Origin of the sequence: Lelliottia sp. SL45, assembly GCF_026672535.1 — a bacterium.
In the GTDB taxonomy this organism is placed as follows: domain Bacteria; phylum Pseudomonadota; class Gammaproteobacteria; order Enterobacterales; family Enterobacteriaceae; genus Enterobacter; species Enterobacter nimipressuralis.
In genome coordinates, this window is record NZ_JAPPRH010000015.1 from 14,021 (window position 1) to 32,130 (window position 18,110).

An 18,110-nucleotide genomic window follows, 5' to 3' on the forward strand; every position below is an offset into this window, starting at 1 on the left:
ACCTAGATTTCCAGCGCCAGACGGGTTCCCTGCGCAATCGCGCGCCGGGCGTCCAGCTCCATCGCCACATCGCACCCGCCAATCAAATGCACCGTTTTCCCGGCCTCGCGCAGCGGATCGGCCAGATCGCGTTTCGGCTCCTGCCCGGCACATAAAATCACATGATCCACGCGTAGCACCTGCGGTTCACCGGCAAGGGTAATATGCAGCCCTTCATCGTCGATCTTCTGATAACTCACCGCCGGGATCATCTTCACGCCGCGTGAAAGCAGCGTCGCGCTATGGATCCAGCCGGTAGTTTTCCCCAGCCCATCGCCCGGTTTGCTGGCTTTGCGCTGGAGCATCACAATCTGGCGCGGGCTTTTCGGCAGCTGCGGCCCTTCCGGACGCAACCCGCCGGACTGTTTCAGGCTGGTGTCGATACCCCATTCCACGCAAAACTCGGCGATGTTCTGGCTGGTCGCTTCGCCCGGCTGGCTTAAATACATGGCCGTATCAAAGCCGATGCCGCCGCAGCCGATAATTGCCACCCGTTCGCCGACCGGAACTTTGTCGCGCAGCACGTCGAGATAACTCAACACTTTTGGATGATCGACCCCTTCGATCGCGGGTGTGCGTGGGGCGATCCCGCTGGCGAGGATCACTTCGTCATACGCCGCCAGATCCTCCGCGCGGACAAACTGATTAAGCCGCAGATCCACGCCCGTCAGGGCGATCATTCGGCGGTAATAGCGCAGGGTTTCATAAAACTCCTCTTTGCCGGGGATCTGTTTGGCGATATTAAACTGCCCGCCAATCTCCGCCAGCGCGTCAAACAGCGTCACCGAATGGCCGCGCGACGCGGCATTTACTGCGAACGCCAGTCCCGCAGGGCCTGCACCGACCACGGCCAGTCGTTTGGTTTTCACCGCAGGCACAATCGGCATTTTGGTTTCATGACAGGCGCGCGGATTGACGAGGCACGAGGTGACTTTACCGACGAAGATCTGATCCAGGCACGCCTGGTTACAGCCGATACAGGTATTGATCTCATCCGCGCGGCCGCTCTGCGCTTTGGAAAGCAGCTCGGCATCGGCGAGGAACGGACGCGCCATCGACACCATATCCGCATCGCCTTTTGCCAGCACATCATCTGCAACCTGCGGATCGTTAATACGGTTGGTGGTGACCAGCGGGATCGACACTTTGCCCTTCAGTTTGCGCGTTACCCAGCTAAACGCTGCGCGCGGGACCGGTGTGGCAATCGTAGGGATACGCGCCTCGTGCCAGCCGATGCCGGTGTTGATGATGGTCGCGCCTGCCGCTTCGATGGCCTGCGCCAGCTGGAGGGTCTCCTCGAATGTGCCACCGCCTTCGACCAGATCGAGCATCGACAGGCGGAACACGATAATAAAATCAGCCCCGGCGCGCTCGCGCACGGCGCGTACCACTTCCACGGCAAACCGCATCCGGCGGGGATAATCGCCGCCCCATTCGTCGTCGCGCTGGTTCGTACGGGCGGCCAGAAACTCGTTAATCAGATAGCCTTCGGAGCCCATGATCTCAACGCCATCGTAGCCTGCTTCACGCGCCAGCGCGGCGCAGCGGGCGAAGTCATCGATCAAGGCGAGGATCTCTTCGTGGGTGAGGGCGTGCGGCTTAAAGCGATTAATCGGCGCCTGTATGGCGGAAGGGGCCACCAGATGCGGCTGATAGCTGTAGCGCCCGGTGTGCAGGATCTGCAGGGCGATTTTACCGCCCTCTTTGTGCACCGCATCGGTGACAAGCCGGTGATGGGGCAACTGGCTGGCATCGTTCAACACCGCACCGCCTTCCATGCCAACACCCGAGGGGGCAGGGGCGACACCGCCGGTGACAATCAGCGCCACGCCGTGACGCGCACGTTCGGCGTAAAACGCCGCCAGACGCTCTGCGCCGTCAGGATGCTCCTCCAGACCGGTATGCATAGAGCCCATCAACACGCGGTTTTTGAGCGTAGTAAACCCCAGATCGAGGGGGGCAAAAAGCGACGGATAGCGGCTCATAATCTCTTCCAGTGTAAAATTATTGTTATGTGGTCGGATGAGTTACTAATTTAGCCACTCGCAGGCAAAAGAGGAAAAGAGGCGTGTGATGATTGTGATGGGATTCAAAGATTCGGAGTGCTGTTACTCATTCGGAAGTATTGTAACAACATACAAATGCACATTCAGAATGTGAGATTGGGTACTTTTTTTTTAGAAAAACGTGATTAAATGTACTTCATGTGATGGTGATAACTTGTTGTTATTCAAGGATGAAATCATAATGGAGTATCCATCAAAATTATCAATAGATTGTCCCTGTACTCTGTTTAAAACGATCAACCCATTTAATGATTATTCTGCGGATGATATGCAATGTGGGGATATGAATGAGCAGCAGTTAAGATCACTTGGGTTGCACGATATCTCAGGCCAGGTGGACCCCTATCGGCTAATTTGCTACGACGTTCCGAACGCTCCAACGATATTTGGTGGGTACACTACCCCCTCCGATGGAAGAAAAGTGTCTCACGAAGAATGCGTAAATATTTTATTCAATGAAATGACTGAACTTTCAAATGAATTTTCGCGCATAGGAGAATATCAGCATCTAATTAAAGAGATGATCTCTCATTTTAGATATGGTGATGGAAAACCTTTTTATAGCACATCTCTTAATGTTGCGTTCGAAAACCGTGTGAATGACCCAAAACCTAACAGTTCAATATCAATAATAAAGAGCACCATTGAGGATAAATCTGGTGCTGGTTTTTTCTGGAGTGCATATACACCACTCGAGGATAGTATTGCATTAGCACTTCATGATTCAATTTTACCAAAATTCAATCAAGTGCAAGACAACATTAATGGTCTTGAAATAACGGTGCATGATATCCATGCTCAGAAGATAACGCTTCTATTCATTGAAAAATATGCAATAGGATGGGAGGCTGAAATCCTCTTTGAGGCACAGGACCACTTTGGTCTTGATTGTATTGATATTAAAAGTGAATTTTATAGCCAGTTCCGTTTTTTTCGCATCTGGTTCTTTCTTCAACGGCACAAAGACTTCGCCTTTCGACCTTTCTTTACGAATTTTTCTGCGTTTGCAAGAATTGGAAGTTATCAATGAAAAACAAAAAAAAGCGATTAATTGGCATTTTTGTTATTATTGCAATGTGTAATCTTTGGTCGCTTCGACCAGTTAAAATATTACATGTTTATTCTGACTTCAATTCTTCGGTCTTCGTTGTAGTCGATCATTTACCATGGGCTGACAGTGATAAAATTGGTTGGTTTTTATCACGAAGGGAAAAATTAATGAATGATTATCCCTTAATCGATGGTATTCCTCATTCTTATTATATTATGGATGTAGGTGAAGGATTTACAAATTATAAAGAGAACCCGAAGGAAGATCTGTTGTGTTTTTCAATGGGAAAGAATGAGCATAATTGTATTATTAAAAATTATCCGATGGTTATGAGTGAACGGCCCTATGAAAATATTCATTTTCAAATATCTTCTGAATGGGCAGTTTATAATTATGAATTAACTCACGAAGGCAAAATTGAATATAGCCATAGAGAGAGGTAGGCCGGATAAGCGCATCGCCATCCGGCCCGTTTTTATGGTGCAACAGCCCGCACAAGCCCCGGAGCCTGCCACATTGACGTGGTCAGCCCGCTGTCGACCAGCCCTAGCTGGTCGGCGTACACCGCCTGCCATTTCTGCATCATGCCGTCGTACAGTTCGCGGTGTTCTGGGTTGGGGGTAAATTCCCGGCTCCAGCGCACCAGTTTTTCCCCCGTCGATGCCATATCGGCATACAACCCGGCACCGGTGCCTGCTGCAATGGCGCAGCCCAGCGCGGTCGCCTCTTTGACTTCCGGCACGCGCACCGGCAGTCCGGTGACGTCGCTTAAAATCTGGCTCCAGAGCGCGCCTTTTGCGCCGCCGCCTGCAAACACCAGGCTCTCAAACGTTACGCCGGAAAAGTGCGAAATCTGTGCAAGATTACAGGCGGAGACAATCGCCGCATTCTCTTCCAGCGCGCGGAACAGCGTGGCTTTATTGCATTTTTCCGGATCGATGGAGAGATTAATAAACGACGGTGCGGCGTGGTACCACTGCTTAAAATGCATCGCATCGGAAAAGATTGGCATCACGCCGTGCGATCCCGCCGGAACGCGGGCTGCCATCTCTTCAAGCAGGGCGTAAGTGTCCATCCCCATCCGCTCGGCAATGAGCTTCTCTTCGGCGCAAAACGCGTCGCGGAACCAGCGCATCGTCAGCCCGGTGAAGAAGCTGATGGATTCCGCCTGCGCCATACCGGGTATCACGTGCGGATTAACGCGAATATTCATCTCCGGATCGGTGCGCACCTGCGGCAAATTCACCACCTGCTGCCAGAAGGTCCCGCCCAGCACCGCGGTTTGCCCGGCGCGGACCACGCCCAGCCCCAGACAGCCCAGCTGCACGTCGCCACCGCCCATCACCACCGGCGTGCCTTCGCGCAGCCCACTCTGTTGCGCCGCTTCACGGGTCACCGCTCCCAGCACCGTACCCGTCTCTTTGACAGGGGAGAGAATATCGGCCCGCAGCCCGGCCATATCCAGCAGAGCAGGGCGCCAGTCGCGGCTGAAGAGATCGAGCATCCCGGTAGTGCCTGCATTGGAAGGATCCACCGCCAGCTCGCCCGAAAGCTTCGCCGCCAGCCAGTCGCTGATCATGGTGATGGTCGCCGCCTTGCGATAGATATCCGGACGATGGTGCGCCAGCCATAACAGGCGCGGCATGGCGCTCAGGGCCAGCGTCTGGCCGGAGACGTCATACACTTCGGATTCAAAACGATAGTCGTGGATCTCTTTGAGTTCAGCCACTTCCCGGCTGGCGCGGGCATCGACGTTAGCGCAGGCCCAGATGGCATCGCCGTTGCGGTCGTACAGCACGATCCCCTCGCGCATCGAACAGCAGGCGACGGACTGGATATCCGCTGCGTTCAGGTGCGCGCGCTCCAGCGCCTGGTGAATGCACTGGCAGGCCAGCCGCCAGTTGGTGTCGAGGTCGAACTCCATCGAGCCTGGCACGTTCTCCACGCTCAGGTGTTTCCACTCCGCCTGGCCGACGGCGACCTGGTTCCCCTGCAAATCAAATACAACGGCGCGAACGCTTCCCGTCCCTGCATCTAACGCTAAAAGGTAACTCATGAGCTTGCCTCGTGTTGGCACGGGGCACGTGGCTTATTTCGCCAGGGCAAGCACCGCGCGGGCTGTCGTCTCTTCCGTCACCAGGCCATTAATAAGGCGACCTTTCAGTGCGGCGTAAATCGCATCTGCTTTCTCTTCCCCTCCTGCCACGCCGACGATGGTTGGCAACTGCGCCAGTTCCTCGAGCGTGACGCCGAGCAATTCCTGATGAATCTCCAGGTCGGGCACCCGTTCGCCTGCGGCATTGAGGAAATAGCCGAGGATGTCGCCGACCGCGCCTTTGCGCGCATACATGAGCTGCTCGCCTTCGCTGATATAGCCCGAGCGCAAAATGGTGGCGTCACGGCGCTGATTCACGGAGCCAATACCCACCACGGCGGCGTCGGCGGCGGTGGCGGCGAGGATCACGTCCCGCACGCTGGCTTCGCGTTTTAAAATGCCGGCAACGTCTGCCGATGAAACCCGCAGCGGAGCCGGGATCATGCTGATGCTACAGGCCGCATCCAGCTGACCGATGCCGGTCATATAAGGGCCCACGCCGCCGGAAAGCGTCACCAGCCGCACCTGCTGTGAGCTAATAAAGCCGCTTAAGTGCTGAATGCAGCTCATGGTCGCTTCACCAAATCCCACCGCCAGCAGCTGTCCCGGTTCCAGTAACCCCATCAGCGACTGCGCTGCGCCAATCCCCAGCCGCACGTTCATCGGCGCAGTATTCAGGGCTGGCACCACGCGAACCATTTTCAGGTTAAAGCGCTGCTGCAGCTCAGTCTCCAGCGCCAGACACCCCTCATAGCGGGAATTTATCTGTACGCGGATCACCCCGGACTGACGCCCTTTTTCCAGTAAACGGGAGATCTTCAGGCGCGGCAGCCCTAAGCGCTCGCCAATATCGTTCTGCGTCAGGCCGTCGTGGTAGTAACACCACGCCACCCTGGCGACCAGTTCTTCCTCTGCCAGCGCCAGTCCGGCAAACCGACTCTCTTCGGCAGTGCGTTTATCGCCCATATTTGAACTCTTATAAAAATTTAGATCATATGTTCGCTCAGACGCGGGCAGAAAGTGTGAGCCACGCGGCAAAACGGATCTTTAAAGAAACAACGCAGAGTTATCAGGATCTGAATCGATAAAACTGTGATCCCTGCACGGTTGTAAATATAGTTCACCGTCTACGCTTTTGAACATTATTAAATCAAAAAATCATTTGTTCAATAGCGGAGCGATGATGACAGTCCTGATCGAAGCGCGTGATATCCACAAGCAGTTCTCCGGCGTACCGGTGCTGAAAGGCATTGATTTCACGCTGCTATCCGGTCAGGTCCATGCTCTGATGGGCGGCAACGGCGCGGGAAAATCGACGCTGATGAAAATAATCGCCGGGGTGGAAACGCCCGACTGCGGTGAACTTTATGTTGAAGGCAAGCCATTTGCGCGCCTCAAGCCCGGTCAGGCGCACCAGCTGGGGATCTACCTGGTGCCGCAGGAGCCGATGCTGTTTCCCAATCTCACCGTGCGCGAAAACATCCTCTTTCGTCTGCCGCGCGGAACGCAACACGAAAAACGCCTCGCCGACAAACTCCAGCAGTTGCAGTGTCAGCTGAATCTCGACGCCGCTGCCAGCACCCTCGAAGTAGCGGATCAGCAGATGGTGGAGATCCTGCGCGGATTAATGCGCGAGGCGAAGATCCTGATCCTCGATGAACCGACCGCCTCACTCACGCCGGGGGAGACGGAACGCCTGTTCCGCCAGATCCGCGCATTACAGGATCTCGGGGTCGGCATCGTGTTTATCTCTCATAAATTGCCGGAGATCCGCCAGCTCGCCAGCCATATCTCGGTGATGCGCGACGGGGCGGTGGTGTTGAGCGGCGAAACCTCGGCCTATGACGACAGCGCCTTAATCGCCGCCATGACGCCGGTCAGCCGCGAGCACGCCTTAAGCGACACGCAAAAACTGTGGCTGGCGCTGCCGGGCAATCGCCGCACGCAGGCGCAGGATTTCCCGGTGCTGCGGGTGGAAGATCTGACGGGCGAAGGCTTTATCGATCTCAATGTCGAGATCTACGCCGGGGAGATAGTCGGCCTCGCCGGGCTGGTGGGATCCGGGCGCACCGAATTCGCGGAGACGCTCTATGGGCTGCGGCCTGCACGCGGCGGGCGGATCTGGCTGGAGAACCAGGAGATCGGCGGCGACTCCGTCCTGTCGCGTCTCGCCAAAGGGCTGGTCTATCTTCCGGAGGACAGGCAGGTTTCCGGATTGTTTCTCGATGCGCCGATCCGCTGGAACACCGTGGCGCTGAACGAGCCGTCTCTCTGGCAGCAGCGCAAGCGGGAAGCGGCGGTGGTGGAGCGTTACCACCGGGCGCTCGGGATCAAGCTCAACCACCCGGATCAAACCGTGCGCACGCTCTCCGGCGGCAATCAGCAGAAGGTGCTGCTGGCCCGCTGTCTGGAAGCCAATCCGCTGCTGCTGATCGTGGATGAGCCGACGCGCGGCGTCGATGTTTCGGCGCGCGCGGACATTTATCAGCTGATCAAAAGCGTGGCGGCGCAGAACGTGGCGGTGCTGATGATCTCCAGCGATCTCGATGAATTTCCGGGTCTCGCCGACCGCGTGCTGGTGATGCATCAGGGCGTGCTCAGCGGTGAACTGCCGCGCCACGCCGTCAGCCTCGATCGGATGATGGCGCTGGCCTTTGGAGGACAATCATGAAGACGTTACTGAAGAACCGCGAGCTGAGCGCCTTTCTCGCCATTCTGGCGCTGTTCGGCGTGCTGGTGGCGCTCAATCCGGCGTATTTGAGCTTTCAAACGCTGGGGATGATTTTCGCCAGTTCGCAAATCCTGATCCTGCTGGCCCTCGGCGCGACGCTGGTGATGCTGACGCGCAACATTGATGTGTCGGTTGGCTCGACGGTCGGGCTGTGTGCGATCGCCGTCGGCGTGGCGCTTAACAACGACTACAGCCTGCCGGTGTCGATGCTTTTTGCAGTCGCCATTGGCGCGCTGGCCGGGGCCTTTAACGGCCTGCTGGTGGTTGGGCTGCGTATTCCGGCGATTGTCGCCACTCTCGGCACGCTGGGGCTATATCGCGGGGCGATGCTGTTGTGGACCGGCGGGAAGTGGATCGAAGGATTACCGTCGAGCCTGAAAGCCCTGTCGGAACCTGTCGCCGTCGGTGTTTCGCCGCTGGGTATGGTAGTGCTGTTTCTGGCGCTGATTGGCGCGTGGACATTATCACGCACCGCGTCTGGCCGTGATTTTTACGCCGTGGGCGATAACCTGGCCGCTGCGCGTCAGCTCGGTGTGGCGGTAAACCGCACCCGGATGATCGCGTTTACCCTCAACGGCGTGCTGGCCGCCTGCGCCGGGATCGTCTTTGCGTCGCAGATCGGTTTTGTACCGAACCAGACCGGCAGCGGGCTGGAGATGAAAGCCATCGCCGCCTGCGTGCTGGGCGGAATCTCCCTTCTGGGCGGAACCGGGACCCTGATTGGCGCGTTTCTCGGCGCCTTCTTCCTCACGCAAATCGACACCGTGCTGGTGCTGTTCAAGCTCCCGGCCTGGTGGAATGACTTTATCGCCGGGCTGGTCTTGCTCGGTGTGCTGGTCCTCGACGGGCGCCTGCGTCAGGCGCTGGCGCGTCATCAGCGCGCGCTGAAGTACAGCCGTTTCCAGCCCGGCAACAAAGGGGGAAAGCACGTCACCCCGTTTCCGAAACGCAAAAAAGAGGTGGCGTAAATGAAGCTTAACTGGGAAAGCGCGCTGCTGATTTTACTGGTGCTGGAGATCCTGCTGTTCGGGGCCATCAACCCACGGATGCTGGATATCAACATGCTGCTGTTCAGCACCAGCGATTTCATCTGCATCGGTATTGTGGCGCTGCCGCTGACGCTGGTGATCATCAGCGGCGGGATTGATATTTCGCTCGGATCGACCATTGGCCTGTGCGCGATTGCGCTGGGCGTGATGATGCAGGCCGGCTGGCCCATGACGCTGGCGATACCGCTCACGCTGGTACTCGGCCTGCTGTGTGGCCTGTTTAACGCGGCGCTGATCCACTACACCGGCATCAGCCCGCTGGTGATTACCCTCGGTACGCTCTACCTCTACGGCGGCGGGGCGCTGCTGCTCTCCGGCATGGCAGGCGCGACCGGCTACGAAGGCATCGGCGGCTTCCCGGACAGCTTTACCGCCTTCGCCAATCTGACGCTGTTCGGCCTGCCGATTCCGCTGGTGTTGTTCGCGGTGATTTCCTTCTTCTTCTGGCTGATCACCCATCGCGGGCGCTTTGGTCGGCACCTGTTTTTGATTGGGCAAAACCCGCGTGCGGCGCGCTACGCCGCCCTGTCGGTGAACGGGATGCCGTATGCGTTGTACGGGCTGGTGGGCGTGGCGTCGGCGATCGCCGCGCTGGTGATGGTCTCCTATTTCGGCTCGGCGCGCTCCGATCTGGGGCGCGATCTGCTGATGCCCGCGCTCACGGCGGCGGTGCTCGGCGGGGCGAATATTTATGGCGGTTCAGGTTCGGTTGTGGGTACAGCGCTGGCGGCATTGCTGGTGGGGTATCTGCAACAGGGTTTACAGATGGTCGGCATCCCCAACCAGGTGTCGAGCGCGCTGTCAGGGGCGCTGTTGGTTGTGGTGGTGATGGGACGTTCGCTGAGTCTGCACCGTGAATGGCTGCGCACTCTTCTCACAAAAAATACCCGGAGCGTAAGATGAAAACAAAACTGATAGTCCTGGCGATGGCGTTAAGCTTTGCCTCGGCGCAGGCCGCCGAACGGATTGCGTTCATTCCTAAACTGGTGGGCGTCGGCTTCTTTACCAGCGGCGGGAACGGCGCAAAAGAGGCGGGTAAAGATTTGGGCGTGGACGTTACCTACGATGGCCCGACCGAACCGAGCGTCTCCGGCCAGGTGCAGCTCATCAACAACTTCGTTAACCAGGGCTTCAACGCCATTATCGTCTCCGCCGTATCGCCGGACGGACTCTGCCCGGCGCTCAAACGCGCGATGCAGCGCGGCGTGAAAGTGCTGACCTGGGATTCCGACACTAAACCCGAATGCCGCAGCATCTATATCAATCAGGGTACGCCGGAGCAGCTCGGCAGCCTGCTGGTGGATATGGCCGGAAAACAGGTCACGAAACCGGACGCCAAAGTCGCGTTCTTCTACTCCAGCCCAACCGTGACGGACCAGAACCAGTGGGTGAAAGAGGCGAAAGCCAAAATCGAGAAAGACCACCCGCAGTGGCAAATCGTCACCACCCAGTTTGGCTATAACGACGCGACCAAATCCCTGCAAACCGCCGAGGGGATCTTAAAAGCTTACCCGGATCTGGATGCGATCATCGCGCCGGACGCTAACGCGCTGCCAGCGGCGGCGCAGGCGGCGGAGAACCTTAAGCGCGAAGGGGTGGCGATTGTCGGTTTTAGTACGCCGAACGTGATGCGTCCGTACGTCGAGCGCGGCACGGTAAAAGCCTTCGGCCTGTGGGATGTGGTCCAGCAGGGCAAAATTGCGGTCAATGTCGCCGATCATTTGCTGAAAAAAGGCGATCTTAACGTGGGCGACAGCGTGGATGTGAAAGGCATCGGCGTGCTGAAAGTCGAGCCTAACAGCGTGCAGGGTTATCAGTATGAGGCGAAGGGGAATGGCATCGTGCTGCTGCCGGAGCGCGTGGTGTTCACTAAAGAGAACATTGATAAATACGACTTCTGACGGGGGAGAACATGGCTGATTTAGATGACATCAAAGACGGAAAAGATTTCGGTATCGGCACGCCGCAGCAGAACGTGCCCTTTACCCTGAAGGGCTGCGGCGCGCTGGACTGGGGGATGCAGTCCCGGCTCGCGCGCATCTTCAACCCGAAAAGTAACCGCACCGTGATGCTCGCCTTCGACCACGGCTATTTCCAGGGGCCGACTACCGGGCTTGAGCGTATCGATCTGTCGATTGCTCCGCTGTTTGCCGAAACCGACGTGCTGATGTGTACCCGTGGGATTTTGCGAAGCACCGTTCCGCCAGCTACCAACAAACCGGTGGTGCTGCGCGCGTCGGGCGGTAACTCGATTCTGGGCGAGCTGTCGAACGAGTGCGTGGCGGTGGCAATGGAGGACGCGCTGCGCCTGAACGTCTGCGCGGTGGCGGCGCAGGTGTATATCGGCAGCGAGTTTGAGCACCAGTCTATCAATAACATTATCAAGCTGGTGGATGCGGGCAATCGCTACGGCATTCCGACCCTGGCAGTGACCGGCGTCGGGAAAGAGATGGCCCGTGACGCGCGCTATTTCTCGCTCGCCAGCCGAATTGCCGCCGAAATTGGCGCGCAGTTCGTCAAAACCTATTTCGTGGAAGAGGGCTTCGAAAAAGTCACCGCCAGCTGTCCGGTGCCGATTGTGATCGCCGGGGGGAAAAAATTGCCCGAACACGAAGCGCTGGAGATGTGTTTCCGCGCCATCGATCAGGGGGCGTCAGGCGTGGATATGGGGCGCAACATCTTCCAGTCCAGCGCGCCGCTGGCGATGCTGAAGGCAGTGAAGAAAGTGGTTCACGAGAACATGAGCGCCCGCGAGGCGTTCCAGTTCTGGCAGGAAGAGAAACAGGGAGAGGTGAAATGAATGTGACGTTAGTGGAAATCAATATTAAACCGGAGCGCGTGGATGAGTTTCTGGAGGTGTTTCGCGCCAATCATGAGGGCGCCATTCAGGAGCCGGGAAATCTGCGTTTTGACGTGCTACAGGACCCGCGCGTAAAAACCCGGTTCTTTATCTACGAGGCATACAAAGACGAAGAAGCGGTGCTGGCGCATAAGAAGACGCCACACTATCTGGCCTGCGTGGAGAAACTCGAAGCGCTGATGTCGGAGCCGAGGAAGAAGCGGAGTTTTGTCGGGTTAATGCCGGCGTAAAAATCGCCGGAGGCACTGCGATTTACCCGGCCTACCGATTGCGTAGGCCGGATAAGTGCAGCGCTATCCGGCGAGAGAGTGGTCGTTACGCCTCTTCCACACTCACCCTCATTGCCGCCAGCGCCTTGCGGGCCGCTTTTAATACGGCCTCGCACTGCTCAATGGTCAGCGTTAGCGGGGGTTCGATACGGATGGTTTTCGAGTTGTTCAACGTCCCGGCCACCAGCACGCGCTGGCGGAACATCTCGCTTGCAAAGTTGTAGCCGATTTCGTTATCCACAAACTCGATGGCCATCAGCATCCCTTTGCCGCGTGCATCCTGCACCAGATCCGGGTACTCACGCCCTAACTGCAGGAAACCGTCCAGCAACATATCGCCTTTCTGCTCCGCCTGCGCGGGCAGGTTCTGCTCCAGCAGCACGTTGATGGTGGCCAGCGCGGCCGCACAGGCCAGCGGGTTACCGCCAAAGGTGGTGGTATGCAGGAACGGATTATCGAACAGCACCGAGAACACCTCTTCGGTGGCAACGGTGGCACCAATCGGCATCACGCCGCCGCCGAGGGCTTTCGCCAGGCACAGGATGTCCGGCTGCACGTTCTCATGCTCGCAGGCAAACATCTTGCCGGTGCGCCCCATTCCGGTCTGCACTTCATCCAGAATCAGCAGCGCGCCAAACTCGTCGCACAGCTTACGTACCGCAGGCAGATAGCCCTGCGGTGGCAGGATCACTCCGCCTTCGCCCTGAATCGGCTCGAGGATCACCGCAGCCACGTCGTCGCCGGTTTTACGGCACTCGGAGAGCACGGTACGCATCGCGTTGATATCACCGAACGGCACGTGGCGGAAGCCCGGCAGCAGCGGCATAAAGGGTTTGCGGAATGTCGATTTTGCCGTTGCTGACAGTGCGCCCAGCGACTTGCCGTGGAACGCGCCCGTGGTTGCGATAAAGGTAAATTTCCCGCGCGGTGACTGGTACGCTTTGGCGAGTTTCAGCGCCGCTTCGACCGACTCCGTGCCGCTATTGCAGAAGAAGCTGTATTTCAGCTTGCCGGGCGTTAATGCTGCCAGCGTTTTCGCAAGCATGGCGCGAAGCGGGTCGAGCAGCTCCTGGCTATGAAGGGGTTGTTTCTCGAGTTGATTCTGTACGGCGGAAACCACAGTTGGATTACGGTGCCCCACGTTGAAAATTCCAAAACCACCCAGGCAATCTATAAACTCCTGTCCCTGGGTGTCGACAAGCGTATTTAGACTTCCCGCTTGCCACTCTACGGCTCCGTAATCCCCGCCAGCGGTAACAGATTTTCGGTACTCTAAAAATCCCGGATTCACATGTTCTTTAAAGTAATCAATCACCTCTCGATTAAGTTGTTTCATCTCCTCATGGTCAAGCGTTCGCTTTTCGATGAGATTCAGTGCGTGCGCGGTACAGGCGAGAGCCGAGGCGCTGGAAGGTAACCTGTTCAAAATGAGCTCCGGGGGATCGCGTATCACATGATACTGAATTAATTATTGCAGGGATTACGCCACTTCCCGTGACTTAACGAAAATCGGGATAAATGCCAGGTCAACATAATGTTGTGCAAAATTTAATCGTGCCGGACGAAAAGATACGCGCTTTGCCGCTGGGCTATCTGGCCTGGCGACTGCCATGGAATTCGTCTATTGCACCCTTGTAGTGCATGGTTTGCCACTTAAGGAGGCGTTAACGGGTGTGCCTTTGTGGGTAATTTCTTTGCGAAAGTATTTTAAATCAATCAATTAGAAATGCGTACAAAAAGTGCGGTTTAACTGCAATTTGCGATCTCGATCGGATTTAACAACTAAAGATAAATTATTTACCGCCGAAAAAAGATAAACCCACAAAATTAACATTCAAATAACCTGCAAGGGATGCCCATCATGTCCGCTCAACCGTATGTCACTCAGAATGAATATCCTCTGAACGACGATACCACCCTCATGTCCACCACCGATCTCCACAGCCACATGACCCACACCAACGACACTTTTGTGAAAGTGAGCGGCTACCAACTGGATGAACTGCTGGGCCAGCCGCACAATCTGGTGCGCCACCCGGATATGCCTAAAGCGGCCTTTGCCGATATGTGGTACACGCTGAAACAGGGCGAGCCATGGAGTGGAATTGTGAAAAACCGCCGTAAGAATGGCGACCACTACTGGGTGCGCGCCAACGCCGTGCCGATGGTGCGCGGCGGAGAGGTGACGGGCTACATGTCGATTCGCACCCGAGCCACGGCGGAGGAGATCGCCGCAGTCGAACCGCTGTATAAAGCCCTGAACGAAGGGCGCTGCAATAAACGTGTACATAAAGGGCTGGTGGTGAGTAAGGGCTGGCGCGGGAAATTACCGGCAATGCCGCTGCGCTGGCGGGTACGTGGTGTGATGGCTGGTCTGTTTGTGGCACTGGCTGCCACGCTTATTGCCACTCATGCGAGCTGGGCGGCACTGGGCGCGAGCGCGCTGGTGATGCTGCTGGGCACTCTCCTGTTCGAGCAGCAAATCGTGCGCCCGGTAGAGAATGTGGCGCGTCAGGCGCTCAAAGTGGCGACCGGCGAGCGTAACAGCGTTGACCATCTGAACCGCAGCGACGAGCTGGGGCTGACCCTGCGCGCGGTCGGACAGCTGGGGCTGATGTGCCGCTGGCTGATCAATGATGTTTCCAGCCAGGTGGTAAGTGTGCGCGATGGCAGCGACCGACTGGCGAAGGGCAATGAAGATCTCAACGATCGCACCCGCCAGACGGTCGAGAATGTGCAGCAGACCGTGACGACGATGAATCAGATGGCGGCGTCGGTGCAGAGCAACTCTGAAACCGCAGCGGCGGCCGATAAACTCTCGATAGTGGCGAGTGACGCGGCAGCGGAAGGGGGCCACGCGATGCAGACCGTGGTGAAAACCATGGATGATATTGCCGACAGCACCCAGCGCATTGGCTCCATCACCAAGCTAATCAACGATATTGCCTTCCAGACCAATATCCTGGCGCTGAATGCGGCGGTTGAAGCGGCGCGTGCGGGCGAGCAGGGTAAAGGCTTTGCCGTGGTGGCCGGAGAGGTGCGTCATCTGGCTAGCCGTAGCGCCAGCGCCGCCAACGATATTCGCAAGCTGATTGATGCCAGCGCCAGCAAGGTGCAGTCGGGCTCCGATCAGGTTCACGCCGCCGGGCGCACCATGGACGACATCGTGGAGCAGGTGCAAAACGTGACGCGCCTGATTGCCCAGATCAGCCACTCGACCTCCGAGCAGGCGACCGGTCTGTCTGATCTGACCCGTGCGGTTGCCGAACTGGATGACATCACGCAGAAAAACGCCGATCTGGTGGAAGAGAGCGCCCGCGTCTCGGCGATGGTGAAGCACCGCGCCGGACGTCTGGAAGATGCGGTCACGGTTCTTCATTGATTCAGTAACGTTCAAGAAAAAGCCCGCTTGTTTCAGCTGAAATAAGCGGGCTTTTTTATTCCCGGCGTTGTAATTATATTTACGCTGAAATGTTAATTTTATATTAAATAACTAAAGTAATTGGATCAGTTATTTATCCCCACCTAACTCAATTTACCCCAACGCTATTTCAAAAACCGCCTGTCTGACGGTTAAGTAACGATCGATGGCGCGTTATTAATAGATTCAGCCTATCCATTGCAGTGGTTATGAAATATAAAAACGATCAAAGTCATAAAGTTAGCGTGAAAGTTACCGATAACGCTGATCGTCTGAGAAATAATCACATCGATGGAGTATATATGTTCTTACATGACGTAAAGATCGGCACAAAATTATTTCTGGCCTTTGGATTCTTAATTGTTCTGATGGTGGTGAGTGCCAGCCTGTCGCTCCTGAGCCTTAATCGGGCAAATAACGGGATGCAAACCATCATTACCCACGATTACCCGACGACGGTAAAAGCCAATCAGTTGATTGATAACTTCCAGGAATTTGTTAGCACTCAACAGCTCATGCTGCTGGATGAGCAGGGCAAGTATGCTGCCCAGTCGCAGCAGCGGCTGAAAGCGATCAGCGAACAGATTACCGTCATTCTGACTGACCTGAATAACTCCCTGAAAGACGCAAAATCGCAACAGATCCTGACCGGCATCCGCGACGTGCGTCAGCAGTATCTCGACTCCCGCTATCGGATTTTGCAGGCCGTACAGAACAACGACCGCGCGGGGGCGATCCAGGAGATGATGACCCACACCGTGGATCTGCAACAGGCTTACAAGGCCAAAGTGCAGGAGCTGATCGCGGTGCAAAACAGCGAAATGCAAAGCGCCGGAAAGCAGGTGGACGGTGATTTCAACACCAACCGCTTGCTGCTGGTGATCCTCACCGCGTTTAGCGTGCTGATCGGCAGTACGATTGGCTGGTTCATCGTGCGATCCATTACCCGTCCGCTGGGCGAGGCGGTGGCGTTTGCTGAAGCCATTGCTGAAGGCGATTTAACCCGCAACATCACCACCCGCACGAAAGACGAAACAGGCTTGCTGCTGCATGCCCTGATGGAGATGAAAACCCGTTTACTGGAAATTGTGCAGCAGGTGCAGTCTGGCTCTGAAAATATCTCCAGCGCGGCGGCGCAGATTGTGGCGGGGAACCAGGATCTGGCGGCGCGTACCGAAGAGCAGGCCAGTTCTGTAGAACAAACCGCGGCTTCGATGGAGCAGATCACCGCTACGGTGAAAAATACTGCGGCCCATACGGGTGAGGCGACGAACCTCTCCGCTGATGCGGCGAGCGTGGTGAAAAACAACGGCGAGATGATGAAGCAGGTGACGCAGAAAATGCGCCTGATAAACGAAACCTCTAACCGCATGTCGGATATTATCAACCTGATCGATGCGATTGCCTTCCAGACGAATATTCTGGCGCTGAACGCGGCGGTTGAGGCGGCGCGTGCCGGTGAGCATGGACGCGGTTTTGCGGTGGTGGCCGGTGAAGTGCGCCAGCTGGCGCAGAAAAGCGCTTCGTCTGCCAGCGAGATCCGCCAGTTGATCGAAAGCTCAACCAGTCAGACCCAGGACGGGATGAACCTGGTGGAAAAAGCGAGCGGGCTGATTAACGGCATGGTCGGGAACGTGGAGGAGATGGACGTCATTCTGCGTGAGATCCGTCAGGCGAGCCACGAGCAGACGGAAGGCATCTCGCAAATTAACAGCGCGATTGGCCTGATTGACTCCACCACCCAGCAGAACTCTGCCCTGGTGGAGGAGTCGGTAGCGGCAGCGGCCTCGCTTAACGATCAGGCGATGCACCTGAAAGAGCTGGTAAAAGTGTTCCGCGTGCGCGAGGACGCGCTGGCTTAATCCAGCTGGGAGATCTCCAGCGCCGCGCGGTCGATCACGCCGATGATCTGTTTGAGCTGCGCGTCGCTGATCTCCCCCTGATTCACTCTCAGGTCGAGAACCGCTTTGAAATTATCCAGCGCCCGCTTCATCTGCGGGTTTTTACGCAGCTGGAAGCCCACGCAGCGCGCTTTAATACGTGCCTGAATGTGTTCCAGATGTTCCTGATTTTCGTCAAGCCATTGCTGCCCGGCAACGGTGATCGCAATCTTCCTGCGCCCGCCTTCCTCTTCCGAAATAGTAATAAACGCCTGATCCTGCAGGAAATCGAGGGTCGGATAGATCACACCCGGGCTGGGGGTGTAGTTCCCCTGAGTCATGCTCTCAATCTCTTTAATCAGTTCGTAGCCGTGGCTGGCGTTACGGGTCAGAATCTCCAGAATCACCAGGCGTAGCTCGCCGTGGCCGAAGAAGCGCTGACGTCGTCCACCGCCGCCGCCGTGATGGTCTGAGCCGCGGCCATGATGGTGATGGTCTCTGTCGAAATCGTCGTGGGAATGTCGCATCGGTTTTCTCCTTAATTTGATATATCTAATTTATATCTAAAGTTATCGGATTAGCAATGTTGTTTTCTGTGTTTGTGATATCTATATGAATTTATAGAATTTAATTATGAATTGGTGTAGCG

15 protein-coding genes are annotated in these 18,110 nt (G+C 56.5%); 10 read left to right on the forward strand and 5 right to left on the reverse strand.

Annotation, left to right across the window (positions count from 1 at the left end):
- Positions 1 to 2 precede the first annotated feature (2 nt).
- The gene (locus tag OVA10_RS25275; protein WP_268197203.1) at positions 3 to 2,024 is read right to left on the reverse strand and encodes an NADPH-dependent 2,4-dienoyl-CoA reductase; all 2,022 of its coding nucleotides are present in this window, start codon (positions 2,022 to 2,024) and stop codon (positions 3 to 5) included.
- Positions 2,025 to 2,286: 262 nt separating this feature from the next.
- Between OVA10_RS25275 and OVA10_RS25280 the strand changes: the two genes are divergently transcribed.
- Both OVA10_RS25280 and OVA10_RS25285 read left to right on the forward strand, forming a co-directional pair.
- Positions 2,287 to 3,135: a YPO3983 family protein gene (locus tag OVA10_RS25280; RefSeq protein ID WP_268197204.1), complete on the forward strand. Its 849-nt coding sequence runs from the start codon at positions 2,287 to 2,289 to the stop codon at positions 3,133 to 3,135.
- Positions 3,132 to 3,599 (forward strand): DUF943 family protein, encoded by a 468-nt coding sequence (locus OVA10_RS25285; RefSeq protein ID WP_268197205.1) that lies wholly within the window; start codon positions 3,132 to 3,134, stop codon positions 3,597 to 3,599. Before OVA10_RS25280 ends, OVA10_RS25285 begins: the two co-directional genes overlap by 4 nt.
- A gap of 32 nt (positions 3,600 to 3,631) precedes the next feature.
- Here OVA10_RS25285 and lsrK read toward each other — a convergent pair whose 3' ends face one another.
- Together lsrK and lsrR are read right to left on the reverse strand one after the other, a co-directional pair.
- Positions 3,632 to 5,212: an autoinducer-2 kinase gene (gene lsrK / locus OVA10_RS25290; RefSeq protein ID WP_268197206.1), complete on the reverse strand. Its 1,581-nt coding sequence runs from the start codon at positions 5,210 to 5,212 to the stop codon at positions 3,632 to 3,634.
- Between the two features lie 33 nt (positions 5,213 to 5,245).
- On the reverse strand, positions 5,246 to 6,217 hold the full coding sequence (gene lsrR / locus OVA10_RS25295; RefSeq protein WP_102104835.1) for a transcriptional regulator LsrR: 972 nt from the start codon (positions 6,215 to 6,217) through the stop codon (positions 5,246 to 5,248).
- A 217-nt stretch (positions 6,218 to 6,434) separates the two neighbouring features.
- Here lsrR and lsrA point away from each other — a divergent pair, with 217 nt between their 5' ends.
- From lsrA to lsrG, 6 genes are read left to right on the forward strand one after another with little or no spacing between them, the layout of a single operon-like run.
- Positions 6,435 to 7,922 carry an autoinducer 2 ABC transporter ATP-binding protein LsrA gene (lsrA, locus tag OVA10_RS25300; RefSeq protein ID WP_268197263.1) on the forward strand — a complete coding sequence of 496 codons (1,488 nt, stop codon included), beginning with the start codon at positions 6,435 to 6,437 and terminating at the stop codon, positions 7,920 to 7,922.
- Positions 7,919 to 8,950, forward strand: coding sequence for an autoinducer 2 ABC transporter permease LsrC (gene lsrC / locus OVA10_RS25305; RefSeq protein WP_123428302.1), 1,032 nt, complete (start codon positions 7,919 to 7,921; stop codon positions 8,948 to 8,950). The genes lsrA and lsrC overlap by 4 nt, the downstream gene beginning before the upstream one ends.
- Positions 8,951 to 9,934: an autoinducer 2 ABC transporter permease LsrD gene (gene lsrD / locus OVA10_RS25310; RefSeq protein ID WP_268197207.1), complete on the forward strand. Its 984-nt coding sequence runs from the start codon at positions 8,951 to 8,953 to the stop codon at positions 9,932 to 9,934.
- Positions 9,931 to 10,932, forward strand: coding sequence for an autoinducer 2 ABC transporter substrate-binding protein LsrB (gene lsrB, locus OVA10_RS25315; protein ID WP_100778829.1), 1,002 nt, complete (start codon positions 9,931 to 9,933; stop codon positions 10,930 to 10,932). Before lsrD ends, lsrB begins: the two co-directional genes overlap by 4 nt.
- Before the next feature lie 11 nt (positions 10,933 to 10,943).
- Positions 10,944 to 11,831, forward strand: coding sequence for a 3-hydroxy-5-phosphonooxypentane-2,4-dione thiolase (lsrF, locus tag OVA10_RS25320; protein WP_100778830.1), 888 nt, complete (start codon positions 10,944 to 10,946; stop codon positions 11,829 to 11,831).
- Entirely contained in the window at positions 11,828 to 12,121 is a 294-nt protein-coding gene (gene lsrG / locus OVA10_RS25325; protein WP_100778831.1) for a (4S)-4-hydroxy-5-phosphonooxypentane-2,3-dione isomerase, read from the forward strand. The genes lsrF and lsrG overlap by 4 nt, the downstream gene beginning before the upstream one ends.
- Positions 12,122 to 12,206: 85 nt before the next feature.
- Here lsrG and ygjG read toward each other — a convergent pair whose 3' ends face one another.
- A complete protein-coding gene (gene ygjG / locus OVA10_RS25330) occupies positions 12,207 to 13,586 on the reverse strand; it encodes a putrescine aminotransferase (protein WP_181826894.1) in 1,380 nt (459 codons plus the stop codon).
- 435 nt (positions 13,587 to 14,021) lie between these two features.
- Here ygjG and OVA10_RS25335 point away from each other — a divergent pair, with 435 nt between their 5' ends.
- Both OVA10_RS25335 and OVA10_RS25340 read left to right on the forward strand, forming a co-directional pair.
- On the forward strand, positions 14,022 to 15,542 hold the full coding sequence (locus tag OVA10_RS25335) for a methyl-accepting chemotaxis protein (RefSeq protein ID WP_102104830.1): 1,521 nt from the start codon (positions 14,022 to 14,024) through the stop codon (positions 15,540 to 15,542).
- Between the two features lie 341 nt (positions 15,543 to 15,883).
- Positions 15,884 to 17,443, forward strand: a complete 1,560-nt coding sequence (locus OVA10_RS25340; RefSeq protein ID WP_181826893.1) for a methyl-accepting chemotaxis protein — start codon at positions 15,884 to 15,886, stop codon at positions 17,441 to 17,443.
- Here the strand turns inward: OVA10_RS25340 and OVA10_RS25345 are convergent.
- Positions 17,440 to 17,988 carry a PadR family transcriptional regulator gene (locus OVA10_RS25345; RefSeq protein WP_231275955.1) on the reverse strand — a complete coding sequence of 183 codons (549 nt, stop codon included), beginning with the start codon at positions 17,986 to 17,988 and terminating at the stop codon, positions 17,440 to 17,442. The two genes, OVA10_RS25340 and OVA10_RS25345, sit on opposite strands and share 4 nt — an antisense overlap.
- Positions 17,989 to 18,110 lie beyond the last annotated feature (122 nt).

Bases quoted from the DNA above. Each gene is read 5' to 3' on its own strand.
- lsrD (WP_268197207.1), top strand. From the start codon at position 8,951: ATGAAGCTTAACTGGGAAAGCGCGCTGCTGATTTTACTGGTGCTGGAG.
- lsrG (WP_100778831.1), top strand. From the start codon at position 11,828: ATGAATGTGACGTTAGTGGAAATCAATATTAAACCGGAGCGCGTGGAT.
- lsrB (WP_100778829.1), top strand. From the start codon at position 9,931: ATGAAAACAAAACTGATAGTCCTGGCGATGGCGTTAAGCTTTGCCTCG.
- OVA10_RS25285 (WP_268197205.1), top strand. From the start codon at position 3,132: ATGAAAAACAAAAAAAAGCGATTAATTGGCATTTTTGTTATTATTGCA.
- lsrF (WP_100778830.1), top strand. From the start codon at position 10,944: ATGGCTGATTTAGATGACATCAAAGACGGAAAAGATTTCGGTATCGGC.
- OVA10_RS25340 (WP_181826893.1), top strand. From the start codon at position 15,884: ATGTTCTTACATGACGTAAAGATCGGCACAAAATTATTTCTGGCCTTT.
- OVA10_RS25335 (WP_102104830.1), top strand. From the start codon at position 14,022: ATGTCCGCTCAACCGTATGTCACTCAGAATGAATATCCTCTGAACGAC.
- lsrR (WP_102104835.1), bottom strand. From the start codon at position 6,217: ATGGGCGATAAACGCACTGCCGAAGAGAGTCGGTTTGCCGGACTGGCG.
- OVA10_RS25345 (WP_231275955.1), bottom strand. From the start codon at position 17,988: ATGCGACATTCCCACGACGATTTCGACAGAGACCATCACCATCATGGC.
- OVA10_RS25280 (WP_268197204.1), top strand. From the start codon at position 2,287: ATGGAGTATCCATCAAAATTATCAATAGATTGTCCCTGTACTCTGTTT.
- lsrA (WP_268197263.1), top strand. From the start codon at position 6,435: ATGACAGTCCTGATCGAAGCGCGTGATATCCACAAGCAGTTCTCCGGC.
- lsrK (WP_268197206.1), bottom strand. From the start codon at position 5,212: ATGAGTTACCTTTTAGCGTTAGATGCAGGGACGGGAAGCGTTCGCGCC.
- lsrC (WP_123428302.1), top strand. From the start codon at position 7,919: ATGAAGACGTTACTGAAGAACCGCGAGCTGAGCGCCTTTCTCGCCATT.
- OVA10_RS25275 (WP_268197203.1), bottom strand. From the start codon at position 2,024: ATGAGCCGCTATCCGTCGCTTTTTGCCCCCCTCGATCTGGGGTTTACT.